Annotated in this window: 11 protein-coding genes; 5 read left to right on the top strand and 6 right to left on the bottom strand. The window is 69.5% G+C overall.

From position 1 onward, the window contains the following. Nucleotides 1–198 precede the first annotated feature (198 nt). From ACE3N6_RS14770 to ACE3N6_RS14755, 4 genes are all read right to left on the bottom strand, one after another. Nucleotides 199–1,314, bottom strand: coding sequence for a PEP-CTERM sorting domain-containing protein (locus ACE3N6_RS14770; protein WP_374246542.1), 1,116 nt, complete (start codon nucleotides 1,312–1,314; stop codon nucleotides 199–201). A gap of 253 nt (nucleotides 1,315–1,567) precedes the next feature. Further along, the gene (locus tag ACE3N6_RS14765; RefSeq protein WP_374246541.1) at nucleotides 1,568–4,219 is read right to left on the bottom strand and encodes a C2 family cysteine protease; all 2,652 of its coding nucleotides are present in this window, start codon (nucleotides 4,217–4,219) and stop codon (nucleotides 1,568–1,570) included. A gap of 683 nt (nucleotides 4,220–4,902) precedes the next feature. Next, nucleotides 4,903–5,310: a cytochrome c5 family protein gene (locus ACE3N6_RS14760; RefSeq protein WP_374246539.1), complete on the bottom strand. Its 408-nt coding sequence runs from the start codon at nucleotides 5,308–5,310 to the stop codon at nucleotides 4,903–4,905. A 94-nt stretch (nucleotides 5,311–5,404) separates the two neighbouring features. Further along, the gene (locus ACE3N6_RS14755) at nucleotides 5,405–7,567 is read right to left on the bottom strand and encodes a TonB-dependent receptor (protein WP_374246538.1); all 2,163 of its coding nucleotides are present in this window, start codon (nucleotides 7,565–7,567) and stop codon (nucleotides 5,405–5,407) included. Between the two features lie 317 nt (nucleotides 7,568–7,884). Between ACE3N6_RS14755 and ACE3N6_RS14750 the strand changes: the two genes are divergently transcribed. Further along, a complete protein-coding gene (locus ACE3N6_RS14750) occupies nucleotides 7,885–9,090 on the top strand; it encodes an exo-alpha-sialidase (RefSeq protein WP_374246537.1) in 1,206 nt (401 codons plus the stop codon). A 22-nt stretch (nucleotides 9,091–9,112) separates the two neighbouring features. Continuing rightward, complete coding sequence (locus ACE3N6_RS14745; RefSeq protein WP_374246536.1) at nucleotides 9,113–9,583, top strand: TlpA family protein disulfide reductase; 471 nt, start codon at nucleotides 9,113–9,115, stop codon at nucleotides 9,581–9,583. A gap of 3 nt (nucleotides 9,584–9,586) precedes the next feature. On the opposite strand, the gene ACE3N6_RS14740 is transcribed toward ACE3N6_RS14745, so the two are convergent. Together ACE3N6_RS14740 and ACE3N6_RS14735 are read right to left on the bottom strand one after the other, a co-directional pair. Continuing rightward, on the bottom strand, nucleotides 9,587–10,933 hold the full coding sequence (locus ACE3N6_RS14740) for a fused MFS/spermidine synthase (RefSeq protein ID WP_374246535.1): 1,347 nt from the start codon (nucleotides 10,931–10,933) through the stop codon (nucleotides 9,587–9,589). 35 nt (nucleotides 10,934–10,968) lie between these two features. Continuing rightward, on the bottom strand, nucleotides 10,969–11,895 hold the full coding sequence (locus ACE3N6_RS14735; protein WP_374246534.1) for an alpha/beta fold hydrolase: 927 nt from the start codon (nucleotides 11,893–11,895) through the stop codon (nucleotides 10,969–10,971). Nucleotides 11,896–12,011: 116 nt separating this feature from the next. On the opposite strand from ACE3N6_RS14735, the gene pqqA reads away from it, so the two are divergent. Genes pqqA through pqqC form a run of 3 tightly spaced genes read left to right on the top strand, consistent with a single transcriptional unit; the run spans nucleotide 12,012 to nucleotide 13,768 of the window. Next, a complete protein-coding gene (gene pqqA / locus ACE3N6_RS14730; protein WP_139379539.1) occupies nucleotides 12,012–12,086 on the top strand; it encodes a pyrroloquinoline quinone precursor peptide PqqA in 75 nt (24 codons plus the stop codon). A 57-nt stretch (nucleotides 12,087–12,143) separates the two neighbouring features. After that, a complete protein-coding gene (gene pqqB, locus ACE3N6_RS14725) occupies nucleotides 12,144–13,061 on the top strand; it encodes a pyrroloquinoline quinone biosynthesis protein PqqB (RefSeq protein WP_374246532.1) in 918 nt (305 codons plus the stop codon). Beyond that, nucleotides 13,058–13,768 (top strand): pyrroloquinoline-quinone synthase PqqC, encoded by a 711-nt coding sequence (gene pqqC / locus ACE3N6_RS14720; RefSeq protein WP_374246531.1) that lies wholly within the window; start codon nucleotides 13,058–13,060, stop codon nucleotides 13,766–13,768. The genes pqqB and pqqC overlap by 4 nt, the downstream gene beginning before the upstream one ends. Nucleotides 13,769–13,784 lie beyond the last annotated feature (16 nt).

Genomic DNA, 13,784 nt, shown 5'->3' with positions numbered 1-13,784 from the left:
GGCGTCGGGCGTGGTGGGTGCGGAGGGATTCACGGTCGGGGTTGGCACGGTGGGCGTCAGCCCGCCCTGGCGGAGGGCCGGCGGGGTGGATGGACGATGGCGGCCGTCCGGGCGCGTGGGGTGGAGGCGGACAGGGGCATCGCGGATTTCGGGGCAAGGCGAGGGGGCGCGGTGGGGCTGGCCTGCCCCACCGCCGGCTCAGGCGCGCGTCGGACGGCGGCGGCCGATCAGCGCCGCCAGCGCCACCGAGGTCAGGGCGAGGACACCCGGCTCGGGCACGCCGGTCGGGGCGTCCGGCACCAGCAGGAAGGACACGTCGTTGCCCGATCCGTCGTAGCCGTTGGCAACGATCCAGCCGTCGTCGTTGACGGCCAGCGCCTGGGCCAGATACCAGCCGGCGATGGACAGCGCCGGGTCGAGGTAGTCGTTCAGGTCGATGGCTGCGCCGCCGCTCCACAGGGTGGCGTGCTCCTCCACGTCGGCCACGGTGTAGGAGGCGCCGGTCACCTGCCCGTGCTTGTTGATCCAGAACGCGGTGCTGTAGGAGCCGCCCAGGGTGCCCAGATCGACGATCGTGCCACTGCGCCACAAGGTGGCATGGCGCTCGGAATCGCCCGCGACGGCGGAGCTGCCGACGGCGTCGCCCGCGTCGTTGAGGGCATTGACCCAGCTGTAGGAGCCGCCCAGGGTGCCCAGATCGGTCGCGCTGCCGCCGCTCCACAGCGCAGCGTGCTCGGCCGCGTCGCCGGCGGTGAGCGCCGAACCGGCGATCTGGCCCAGATTGTTGATGGCGTTGGCCCAGCTGTTGGAGCCGCCCAGGGTGCCCAGATCGGTGGCCACGCCCGCGGCCGACCAGGCGGTGGCCCGCTCGGCCGCATCGCCGGCAATCGACGAGGTGCCGGCGATCAGTCCGGCGTCGTTGATGCGCATGGCCCAGGCGTAGCTGCCCCCGAGCGTGGGCAGCTCGGTGGCCACGCCACCGCTCCAGCGCACCGCGCTCTCGGTCAGGTCGCCCGCGGTGGCCGATCCGCCGACCACCTGCCCCACGCCGTTCACTGCGAAGCCCCAGCTGTAGCTACCGCCGACGGTGCCCAGATTGGTGGGGACGCCGCCGTTCCAGATCACGGCACGGGATTCGACATCGCCCGGCAGCGCGGCTTCGCCCACCACCCGACCGGCGTTGTCGATGCCCCAGGCGGCCGTATAGGTGCCGCCGAGGGAGGGGAGCTGGGTGACGGTGTAAGCCGTGGCGCTGGCGGCCCCCGCCGCGCTGCCCAGCAGCAGGGCGACGCTGCCGTGGCGGAGCATCTTCATCCAACGGTGCGCTGCCGAGGCGGCGCCTTTGCGCTTCAAGACCATGATCTCTTTCTCCAAGAATTTCATTTTGCTTTCCTAGAAGTACCCAAATCGGTGTGCGGCACCCCGCATTGCGGCGCCAGCCGGCCGCGCGCCCGCGCCACGTCGTGGCAAGGAAAGGGCGCGCGGCACGGCCCCGGTGGCGTCTGCGGGGCGTGACGAACCGCCGCCCGGGCGCACGGCCTGGGCGGGGGTGTCGATTGCGGGGAAATCAGCCGGGAACGGCCAGCGAGAGGTTGCGCGGGTCCGTCGCGAACGACGCGGCCACCAGCGCGGCGGACGCGCTGCCGCTGTCCAGCCCGGCCATGGCCTGGACGAGCTGGTCGGCGGGGCCGCTCATGGGGTAGCGGTCCCAATCCACGGCGCCGGCGGGGGCGTCTTCGTCGGTAATCAGCACGTAGCTCTCGCCAGTCCAGAGCTGCGAGAAGCTCAGGTCGAAAGTGCCGATCCAGTCGTCTCCGCCAGCCGCGCCCCAGGGGTTGCGCACCGTGAAGGTGTCGGCGCCGGCGTGGTATTCCAGCACCGAGAACATGTGCTTGTTGACCAGCATCTCCTTGCCGGCGCTGTCGTTGAGCGCAGTGAAGCTGGCGTACATCACCTCTTCGTCGTCGGTGGTCAGGGCGTCGATCATGGCCTTCTTGGCGGCGGCGGGGTCCTGATCCTTGTCGGTGACCTCGTAGTAGTCCATGTGACGGCCGGTGAAGGCCTGCATGCCTTCGGCGTTGCCGCCGTCGATGGAGACGTAGGCGTTATCGACGCCCCGGACGATGGCGTCGTAGCCGACGTAAGCCTTCTCGATCATCGCCACCCAGTTGGCGTTGCGGGTGGAGGTTCCCGTGCCCTTGGTGCCGCCGCCGGGCAGCTCGTCGTTCACGGTGAGGTACATCGGCTGGTCTTCCAGGCCGTACATGCGCACGCCGTAGGTGCCGTTGCCGTTGTCGGTAATCATCGACTCGATCAGCCCCGGGTCGTCGTACGCCACATTCACCAGGGCAGCCAGCATGTAGCAGTTGCCGATCTTGTGCTGGCTCACTTCAGCGGCGTCCGGCCCGTACATGGAATACAGCGGCAGATCGGCGCGGGCATAGGCGGTGTTGTTTCTCCAGGTGGGCAGATCCTGGCCCAAGAACCACTTGTCGATGAGCTTATCGAAGGTGTAGGCGGAGCGGCCGACGTCGAGGTTGCCCAGCGCGTTGTGGATGGCGGAGCCGCCGGTCCAGGTGGCGTTGCCGGCGTGGCCGTTGATCGTGGCGTTGGTGATGCCGTAGAGGTAGGAGTCGGTGCCCAGCACCTTGCCCACCGAAGCCGTGAGGGCCTTCAGGTCGTTGAACTGGGCGCTCGTGAGCGTGGCGCTGCCCATGGACGTGTTCACATCCTGCAGCACCTTGAGCAGGCCGTTGTAGCTGAACAGCGACTCGCCGCTCTGCAGCGCGGCATTCACCTGCAGGCGGATGCCGCTGTCGCTCAGGCGGTTGAGCAGCGCGGCGGTTTCGTCCCTGGCCTTCTGCACGACGCCCTGCTGCGCAGGCGACAGGGCAGCCAGCTGGGCGGCGCTGAAGTCGGCAGCCAGTTCGGTCAGCAGGGTGCTGTTCAGCCCGGTGACGGCAGCCGGGCTGAGCCACTGCACGTGCCCGCGCAGGCCGTCGAGCTGGCCGGGGGTGAGGATCTTCACCTGCGCGGCGCTCAACGCGCCGAGTTGCTGGGCGCTAAGTGCGGCAAACTGCGCCGCCGTCAGGGTGCTGAGCTGCAGATTGGCGAGGCTGGCGATGCGGTCGGCCGGCAGCGCGGCGAAGGCCGCGGGGCTCAGGCCGTGCAGGTTGGTGCCCAGCGCCGCCAGCTGGCTGGCGCGCAGACCGGCGACGGCCTGGGCGCCGAGCCCGGCCACTTGCGGGCTGCTCAACCAGCCGATCTGGGTCGAACTCATGGCGGCGATCTGCGCGCCGGTAAGGCCGCCGATCTGGGTGGCCGTCAGCGCCTTGACCTGATCCTGCGTGAGCGCCGCGAGGATGCCGGTGTTCAGCACACCGATCTGGGCCGGCGACAGCGCTTCGAGCACGCCCTCGGGATGATCCAGCGCGGCGAACTGTGCGGCGGTGAGCGCGGCCAGATGGGCTGCGTCCAGGTTTCCGACCGTCCAGCTGCCCAGCGACTTGAAGATGCCGGCGGGCAGCTGGCCAAAGGTGGCGGGGGCCAGACGGTTGAGCCACTCCGAATCGGTGTAGTACCAGAAGTAGTCGGACTGCTGGGCCAGCTGGGCGGCGCTGAGGGCGCCGATGTGGGCGGCATCGAGCGCCCACAGCTTGTCGTCGCCCATCCGGTGGATGCGGTCGGCCGACAGGGCGCCGAAGGTGCCGACGCTGAGCGCGTTGAACCATTCGGGCTTCAGGTAATAGAAGTTGTAGTCGCCGATCGCGGTCACCTGGGCCGCCGTGAGCGCGCCGATGGCGGCGGGGCTGAGGTTCTCGGGGGTGTTGAGCGCGCCGATCTGGGCCGGGGTCATGGCCTTGACGTGGGCGACGTCCAGCGCGGCCGTGGCGCTGGATGTCCAGTTGCCGACGGCGAGGGTGGAGAGCTTGGGCAGCGCAGCGAGGGAAATCCCGTTGATCCACGCGCCCGACACGCGGCCCCAGCGCGAATCGGACACCTGAGCCAGCTGGGTGACGGTGAGGGCGCCCACATGGGCGGCGTTCAGCCCCGACAGCGCGGTGAAGGAGATGTTGGGGATGCGGCTGGCGGGAATGGCCGCAAAGGCCCGGGGCGACAGTGCGTTGAGCCAGGTGGCATCGAAGAGATACCACGCTCCGCCGATGATCGAGGGCACCTGCGTCGGGCTGAGGGCGGCATCGCCGAGGGGAGCAGCCACTCGGGGTGGGCCATCTGGCCGATCTGCGCGGGCGACAGCGAGATGACGCCGGAGGCACTGAGCGATTGATATTCGGCCTTTGTCCAGCTGGCAATCTTGGCAAGGTTAGGCATGGCAATCCTTCTGATCCGTTACGCCGGTGCAGACGCCTGTACTGACCGGCAGGGTTGTCGTTGCGGATATGCGACGGGCGCTCAAGCCAATCCCGGCGTGACCACCGGAACCCCCCCCTCTTCTCCGCGATCCGGACTCCCCCAATGGCATCGCAGGGGAGCAAAAAAACCTTTTTATACAAACTTTTGTAGCAAAGACAGCTGCGGATGTTAGCGCCCGCCCCTTCCATGTCAAGGGGCTAACCGGTACGCATGAATGGATGTAAAGCAAAACAAAAAGACAAATGCGACATCCGTCACAAGCCATGCCAAACGACCCCCCTCAATACACCTGTATATAACATTCGTTCACAAACTTGCGAGGGGTGCGATGGATGCTCCCGGAGGGGCTTCAGGTGCCCGATCGGTCACCAGCCCCAGCCCGATGTGCCGACCGGGGACGGGCGTTGCCCTTGCACGGCGCCCTCGACCGGGCTGCCTTCCCCGGGCGCTGGACGAAAAAAAACCCGGTCATTGCTGACCGGGCCGTGGCGCGTTGGGAGGAACGCGCTTGAGGTGAAAAGCTTGGGTTTACTCGGACTTGGCGACCATGAAGTCGACGATCTGCTTGATCTCGTCGTCGTTCAGGGCCGGGTTGCCGCCCTTCGGGGGCATGGCGCCCTTGCTGCCGTTGAAACCTTCGGTGGCGTGCTTGTAGAGGGTGTCCTTGCCTTGGGCGATGCGCGGGCCCCAGTCGGCCTTGTCGCCCAGCTTGGGAGCGCCGGCCACGCCGGTCTGGTGGCACATGGCGCAGGTCTTCTTGAAGAGGGCTTCGCCCTGACCACCGTCGGCAGCGACGGCGGCCACCGGGGCAGGTGCGGGTGCCGGTGCGGCTGCGGCGGGGGCCGCGGCCGGGGCTTCGGTCTTGGGGGCTTCGGATTTGCCGCAGGCGGCGAGCAGGCCGACGAGGATGAGCGGGAGGAGTTTCTTGGGCGACATGGCTTCTCTCAATATGAATTCATGGGGTGAGGCGATGGTATGTGCTGGGGGGGCCGGGGCTCATTGACCCGAATCAATTGGCGCCACGCCCGCTTCAGAAGCGCACCCGCAGGCCGGCGGTGAAGGCCCGCGGCTGGGACAGGCTGCGGTTGTAGGGCTGGTTGTAGGCGTAGCTGTTCTCGGAGTAGCCGCGGTCGAAGAGATTGACCACGCTGCCGAACAGATCCACCGATTTCTCCAGCGCGTAGGTGGCGCTGGCATTGACGATGGTGTTCGAGCCCTGCCCGAAGCGCATGGTGCTGCCGTTGCTGGTGGTGTCCAGCAGCATGGCGCCGATGTAGCGGATTTCGGCGAAGGTGCGCAGGCGGTCGAGGGGCTTCCAGTTGGCGCCCAGGCTGGCGAGATCCTTGGGCACGCCCACCAGCTGCACGCGCAGCGGGTCGGTGACGATGGCGCCGTGGCGGGTGAGGAAGGTCTCGGTGTGGGTGTACCAGGCGTCGAGGCTCAGGTTGGGGGCCACGCGCCAGGCGCCGGTCAGCTCGATGCCGTGGGAGCGGCCGTCCTGATCGTTGGTGTAGTAGCGCGCCGATCCGCCGCAGCCGGGCAGCGCCGCGCCGCCGCAGATGAGCTGCACCTGGGCCGGCGCGCTGCCGGCCTTGGCGGTGTAGGTGGCGATCATGTCCTTGATGTCGTACATGAAGTAGGTGGCGGAGAGGGCCAGCGGGCCCTTGCGGTAGTCGCTGCCCGCCTCCCAGCCGGTGAGGGTTTCGGGTGCCAGATCGGGGTTGGCGATGGTGGTGCCGGTGCCGGTGCCGAAGGTGCGGGTGAGGTTGTTGAAGCCGGGCGCGCGGAAGGCCTTGTAGGCGGCGGCGCGCAGCGAGGCGGCGTCGGTCAGCTCGTAGCGCAGGGCGAGGCTGGGGTTGAAGGCGGTCTTGTCGGAGGACGGCAGCTCGCCGCCGGTCGTCGCACCGGCGGCGGTGGTGCGGGTGTTGGCCCGGTCGCCGATGCGCCAGGTGTCGTAGCGGGCGCTGAGGGTGATCTCCAGCGGGTCGATGGGGAAGATGCGGGTCTGGCCGAAGAGCCCGGTAAACGTCTGGCGGCCTTCGCCGAAGGTGGTGCTGTTGAAGTTGCCCTGGGGGTTGGCCGGCGAGCTGGGCGCGGTGTAAAAGCGCTCGAGGTCTTCGGCCTTGAGGCCGCGGTAGTCGAGGCCGGCCTCGAAGCCGGTCCAGCGGCCGGCGAGCCGCTGGCTGTAGGTGAGCGAGGCGCCCTGCTCCCGGTAACGCTGGTGGCCGTACTGGGTGTAGAACTCGACCACGTTGGCGTTGACGCGGGCCGGGGTGAGGGTGGCGCTGTTGCTGTTGAGGCAGCTGGTGCCGCCCTGGTAGTAGCAGGTGCTGCCGTTGTATTTCTCGAAGCGCACCTGCTGGGCCCAGGCGCTGGCGCTGAGGCTGCGGGCGGTGTCGAAGACCTTGGTGAGGTTGGCGGCGAGGTCGGGGCTGCGCTGGACGTTGCTGCCGTTCTCGTAGCCGATGTCCTGATCCTGCACGTGGTAGCCCAGGCGCACGAAGCCGGAAAGATCCGCCGCCGGCTTGAAGTAGGTGGTGAGCTGCAGGTTGCGGTTCTCGGTGACCACCGCACCCTTGTTGGGGAAGCGCCACAGGTGTTCGGAGGGCGTCGTCTGATAGCCGTCGGTGTGATAGACGTCGGCGGCAAGGTGGAAGCTCAGGGCGTCGGACACCGCGAAGTTCTTCGACAGGGCGATGTTGGCGGTGCCCCGGCTGCCCAGCGACACCAGCGCCTCGCCGGCGTTGTCCTTCACCCGCTTGCTTACCACGTTCACCACACCGGCCACCGCCATGTTGCCCCACAGGCTGGAGTTGCCGCCGCGCACGATCTCGACCCGCTCGATGTTGGAGAGCGGCAGCTTGAACCACTGGGTGGTCATATAGAAGGGGTCGTGGATGGGCACGCCGTCGAGCAGCACCAGCACCTTCGAGTTGCCCAGGCCGCGCATCTTCGTCTGGTGGCCGGTGGGGTCGGACTGGCTGGCCGGCACGCCGGAGAAGTTCATCCCGGGCACGTTGCGCAGCAGCTGGTCGAGCGTCTGCGCGGGGGATTCCTCGATCTCGGCGCGGGAGATCACGGTGGTGTGGAGCGGCATCTCCTCCACCCGGGTCTCGCTGCGGCTGGCGGAGATGGTCACGGCTTCGAGTTCGCGCGGCTCGCCGTCGGCGGCCAGGATGAACGGCGAATTCATCAGTGCAATTGCAAAGGCCAGCGGCCGGATTCGGGTCTTCACGTCGGCTCCCATTTCTTCTTATTCAGGTTTCAATTCGGAAAAAGTGGCCGGATTATCGACGGAGCGCGCGCCGCCCCCAGTGCGACATATCGCCACACCCCTGCCGGACGAGAAACACAAGACCCTGATTCATAAGATTTTGATGATGAACCACGGCAACTGCCAGGATGGACGGGGCGGGCCCCGACGGCTACCATTCAATTGCGCGACTATTCGCCCAATTGAAACGCCAATTAACAGATAACAATAAGACCTGAATTGATCCGCGATAAGAGATGATTGAATTGACCCACGCCGCCATCCGCCTTTTGCTCGTCGCCGGCCTGATTGCCACGGCCGGGCTCTTGCCGCCGCTGGCGGCCGCCCACGACGCCGCGATGCACACCGCCGCCAGGCCGGCACGGGCGGAACTCGCCACCGCCGCGGCCTTTGGCCCCGACGGCACGCTCTACGCCGTGAGCAAGGATGGCGAGCACCTGCAGCTCTTTCGCAGCGGCGACGACGGCGCCAGCTGGCGCGGCCCGCTCAAGGTGAATGCCCGGCCCGAGCCCATCGCCGCCGACGGCGACAGCCAGCCGCGGATCGCCTTCAACCGCGAAGGCGACCTGCTGGTGAGCTGGACCAAGCCCCTGCCCCGGCCCTACACCGGCGAGATCCGGCTGGCCCGCCTGCCCGCCGGCGGCGCGGCCTTCGACGAGCCCATCACCGTGCACCGCGACCGGGCCGAGATCACCCACCGCTTCCAGAACATCCTGGCCGGGCCCGACGGGCGCGTCACCGCCGTGTGGATCGACAAGCGCGACCAGGAGGCCGCCCGGGGCCGCAAGCAGCCCTATCGCGGCGCCGCCATCTACGCGGCGGTATCCGCCGACGGTGGGCGCAGCTTTGCCCCCGAGAACCGGGTGGCCGACCACGCCTGCGAGTGCTGCCGGATCGCCCTCACCGCAGATCGCGACGGCACGCCAATCGCCCTGTGGCGCCATGTGTTTGCCCCCAACGAGCGCGACCATGCCATCGCCCGCCTGAAGCCCGACGGCGCCCCCGAGGCCGTGGCCCGCGCCACCTTCGACCGCTGGCAGGTGGACGCCTGCCCCCACCACGGGCCGGCGCTGGCGGTGGATGAGGCCGGCACCCGCCACGCCACCTGGTTCAACGTGCGGGAGGGCGAAGGGCGCGTGTTCTACGGCCGGATCGGCGCGGCGGGCGTCGAAGGCCAGATGCCGGTGGGCGGCCCCCGCGCGGCCCACGCCGACATCGCCACCGCGGACGGCGTGCTGGCCATTGTCTGGAAGGAGTTCGACGGGGAGCGGAACCGCCTGCGCGGGCTACGCTCCACCGACGGCGGGCGCAGCTTTGTGCCGCTGGAACTCGCCGCCACCGCCGGCGCCGCCGACCAGCCCCGCCTGCTCGCCCGCGCTGGCCGGCTGTACGCCTTCTGGCGTCAGGCGGACGAAGGCTTCCGGCTCTACCCCCTGCCCTGAACCGGCCCCAGCCGCCCCCACGATGAAATCCGCCCTCGCCGCCCTGCTCCTCGCCACCGCTGCCGCCACCGGCGCGGCCAGCGACGCCGGCAGCTTCACCCTCCTCGACCGCCACGCCGCCAGGGCCGTCGCCGCGCCCCGCAGCGACGCCCGCCCGACAGTGGTGGCCCTGTGGGCATCCGACTGCGCCTACTGCAAGCAGAACCTGCGCACCCTGGCGGTGCTCGCCAAGGCCAACCCGCAGCTGCGCATCGTCACCGTGGCGGCAGAGCAGCCGTCCCCCGCCACCCGCCCCGAACTCGACAAGACCGGCGTGAAGAGCGAACGCCTGGCCTACGGCGACGACGTGCCCGAGGCCCTCGCCTACGCCATCGACCCCCACTGGCGGGGCGAGCTGCCGCGCACCTATCTCTTCGACGGCAAGGGGGGCCTGCAGGCCCGCTCGGGGGTGATCGACGCGGCGGGTTTCAAGGCGGCGCTGGGGCTGAAGTAAGCCTCAGCGGGAGCGGGCCAGATCCACGTCGGCCCCGTTGCGCTCGTCGGTGTAGGGCTTGGTTAGCGCCGGCTGGCTGCTGGCGTGGCAACTCACGATCACGTTGGAGAGGGGCTTGCCCCGGTGCAGCACCTCCACCCCGCAGCGCCCGAACACGCTCTCGATGGTGGCCAGCAGGTTGCGGGCGTAGGGCGTCTCGAGCCGGCCGTCGAGGATCAGGTTGGCGAACAGCACGCCCTCCGGCGCCAGCACCCGGCGGGCGTCGCGCCAGAACGCCTGGGTGACCAGATGGCCGGGGATCGACGTGTGGCTGCTGAACACATCCACCACCACCGCGTCGAAACGCCGGTCGGTGTGCTTCACGTAGCGACGGGCGTCGTCCACCACAAAATCGCCACGGATCGGCCCCTTGAGCAGGCGCGTCTCGGCGATCTGGCGGATCTGCGGGTCAATGTCCACGTAGGTGTAGCGGTTGAGGGGCTCCCGGTGGGAGAGGGTGAAGCCCCCCGCGCCCAGCACCAGCACCTCCCGGCCGCTCAGGCCCAGCTCGTCGAGCAGGATGTGGCGCAGGTGGACGATGTAGCGGGCGTAGCGCGGCGGCTCGCTGGCGTCGATGAGCGAGGCCAGCGAGTTGTTCACGAAGAAGGCCCGGGCGTCGTGGCTGCCGGGCAGCGCCACCGGCGTCACGGTGTAGTCGGCGTAGGGGGTGTCGTCCACCTCGGTGGGCGGAAAGAGGTTGATCGCCACCGCGGCGGCCGCCACCAGCGCCGCACCGGCCCAGCCCCGCCAGCCGGGCAGCGCCAGGCGCAGGCTGCCCAGCGCCAGCAGCAGCGCGCACACCAGCACCGCCGCCGATACGCCCAGCCACTGCATCGCCCCCAGCGACAGGCTCACCGAACCGAGAAAGCTCCCCAGCGTGGACCAGTACAGCGCGTAGCCGCTCGCCTCGCCGGCGCGCATGTGCTTCATCAGGTTGGTGAGCACCGGCACCGTCTGCCCCAGCAGCCACGCCAGGGGGCACAGCACGCCGCCGATGAAGAACAGGTAGGCCACGCCCGCCGGCTGCAGGTGGGCAAACAGGCCATCCACCGTGAGCCGCGCCAGCCCCAGCCCGGCGAGCAGCGCCGCGATCAGGAAGTTGCGCGCCACCGTCTGGGTGAAGCGCTCGCTCACCTTGGCACCCGACGCATAGCCCAGGGCCAGCGCCAGCAGAAAGAAACCGATGGTGGGCGCCGTCACCACGATGGCGCTGCCCACGTGGGGCACCAGCCGGCGCAGGGCGATGACCTCCGCCCCGAGGGAGCAGAAGCCTTCGATGAAGACGATCAGGTAGAGCAGGTGTCGGGGCATGGCGGGGAGCAGGACGGGCGACGGCGCGGCCGCCATTATGGGGCGTCGGCGGGGCCGGCCAGCGCCGCGCGCCAGGCGGCCGCCATGGCCGGGTGAAAGGCGGCGTGGCCGCAGTCGTCGATCCACACCAGCCGGCTGCCGGGGATGGCGGCGTGGAGGCGCTCGGCGTTGGCCGGGGGGCACACCCGGTCGTCGCGGCCGTGGATCAAGGTGACCGGCAGGCCGGCGAGCCCGCCGCAGTCGGCCAGAAACGCCGCTTCGTCCAGGAAGCAGCCCGCCCGCAGGTAGTGGGCCTGCACCCGATACCTGGCCACCAGCCGGTCCAGCTCCACCGGCGGCGGCTCGGGCAGCGGGGGCGCCGCCGGTTCGGCCACCGCAGCCTCGTAGCGCGCCCACGCGAGGGCGGCGGCCCCGGCCGCGGCTGCGTCGTGGCCGTTCAGGCGGTGCGCCAGCGCCGCGAGCAGATCGCCCCGCTCGCCCTCCGCCACGCTGGCGGCGAGCGCCTGCCAGGCGGCCGGGCAGACCGTCGCCAAGCCCTGAAAGAAGCCCCGCACGTTGCCCATGCCCGGCACAAAACTGCTGCGCAGCACCAGCCCGGTCACCGCGGGCCGGTGGGCGATGGCGTAGGCCAGGGCCAGCGCAGCCCCCCACGACCCGCCGGTCACCCGCCAGCGCCCGATCCCCAGGTGGCGGCGCAGGCGCTCGATGTCGGCGATCAGGTGGGCGGTGGTGTTGGCCCGGGTCTCGCCAGCCGGCTGCGAGCGCCCTGCCCCGCGCTGGTCGAAGGCCACGATGCGCTGGCGCGTGGCGTCGTAGAGCGATAGCAGGCGCGGGCTGCAGCCGCTGCCGGGCCCGCCGTGGAGCGCCAGCACCGGCTCGCCGGCCGGGTTGCCGGCCAGCTGCACGGCCAGGGCGTGGCCATCGCCCACGGGCAGGAAGAAGGAGTCGGCGGAGGCGGTCATCGGGGTGGGTGCGAAATCATGATTTTCGTGAGGCGCGAGTATGCCGCCCTTCGCAACAATGCGTCTCACGGTGCTGCCATCCGGGCACACCGGCAACCACATCGATGGAGACAAACATGACCTGGACCACCCCCCAAGCCTGCGATCTGCGCTTCGGTTTCGAAATCACCATGTACATCGCCGCCAAGTAAGCCACCCCGCGTCTGCGGCCCGGCCCCCCGACCGCAGACGCCCCCAAGGGCATCGCCATGTTCATCCGAGTTCTCGGCTCCGCCGCCGGCGGCGGGTTTCCCCAGTGGAACTGCAACTGCCGCAACTGCCAGGCGGTGCGCGCCGGCCAGCCCGGCTTTCAGCGCCGCACCCAGTCGTCCATCGCGGTGAGCGCGGACGGTCGCCGGTGGACCCTGGTCAATGCCTCGCCGGACATCCTCCAGCAATTCCAGGCCTTCCCCGGCAGCTGGCCCACCGGAGGGCTGCGCGGCTGCGGCGTGGAATCCGTGGTGCTGGTGGACGCCCAGATCGACCACACCACCGGCCTCTACATGCTGCGCGAGAAGGGCAGCCCGTGGCCCATCTGGACCACCGACCCGGTGTACGAAGACCTCACCCGCGGCAACCCGATCCTGCACCTGCTCGAACACTACTGCGGCGTGCAGCGCAACCCGATCCCCGAGCACGGCCGGCGCTTCCACCCCCAGGGTTCGGAGCAGCTCGACTGGCAGGCCCTCCCGCTGGTCTCGGCCGCGCCGCCCTACTCCCCCCACCGCAACGCGCCGGTGCCGGGCGACAACGTGGGGCTGACGATTGCCGACCCCGGCAGCGGCCGCCGGGTGTTCTACGCCCCGGGGCTGGCCGAGATCGACGAGACCCTCTTTGCGGTGATGGCCAGCAGCGACTGCGTGATGGTGGACGGCACGTTCTGGACCGACGACGAGATGATCGCCATGGGCCTCTCCAGGAAGCGCGCCCGCGACATCGGCCACCTGGCCCAGAGCGGCCCGGGCGGCATGGTCGAGCAGCTCGCCCGCCTGCCCCGCCACGTGCGCCGGGTGCTCATCCACATCAACAACACCAACCCGATCCTCGATGAAGCCTCGACGGAGCGGGCCATCCTCGCCGCCGCCGGCATCGAGGTCGCCTTCGACGGCATGGAGATCGCACTGTGAACACCACCCACCCCTGGACGCCCGAAGAATTTGAAGCCCAGCTGCGCGACAAGGGCGCGGCCTACCACATCCACCACCCCTTCAACGTGATGCTCAACACCGGCAAGGCCAGCCGCGAGCAGATCCAGGGCTGGGTGGCCAACCGCTACTACTACCAGATCATCATCCCCCAGAAGGACGCCGCGGTGATGTCCAACTGCCCGGACCGCGAGGTGCGGCGGGAGTGGATCCAGCGCATCCTCGACCACGACGGCCACGGCGACGACGCCGGCGGCATCGAGGCCTGGCTGCGCCTGGGGCAGGCCGTGGGCCTCACCCGCGAGGAGATCGTCGACCAGCGTCACGTGATCCCCGCGGTGCGCTTCGCCTGCGACGCCTACCTCAACTTCTGCCGCCAGCGCCCGTGGCAGGAATCGGTGTGCTCCAGCCTCACCGAACTCTTCGCCCCCACCATCCACAAGCAGCGCCTCGCCAACTGGCCGGAGCACTACCCGTGGATCGAACCGGAAGGGCTGCAGTATTTCCGCAACCGCGTCACCCAGGCCCGCCGCGACGTGGAGCAGGGGCTGGCGATCACCCTCGCCTACTTCGACACCCGCGCCGCGCAGCTCAAGGCGCTGGACATCCTCAAGTTCAAGCTCGACATCCTGTGGTCGATGAACGACGCGATGGCCCTGCGCTACGGGCTCGAAGGCGGCGGAAAGTAAAACACCCCTGTAGGTC

Origin of the sequence: Zoogloea sp. (genome assembly GCF_041904905.1) — a bacterium.
Taxonomy (GTDB): Bacteria; Pseudomonadota; Gammaproteobacteria; order Burkholderiales; family Rhodocyclaceae; genus Zoogloea.
This window is presented reverse-complemented; position numbering and strand designations above follow the sequence as displayed.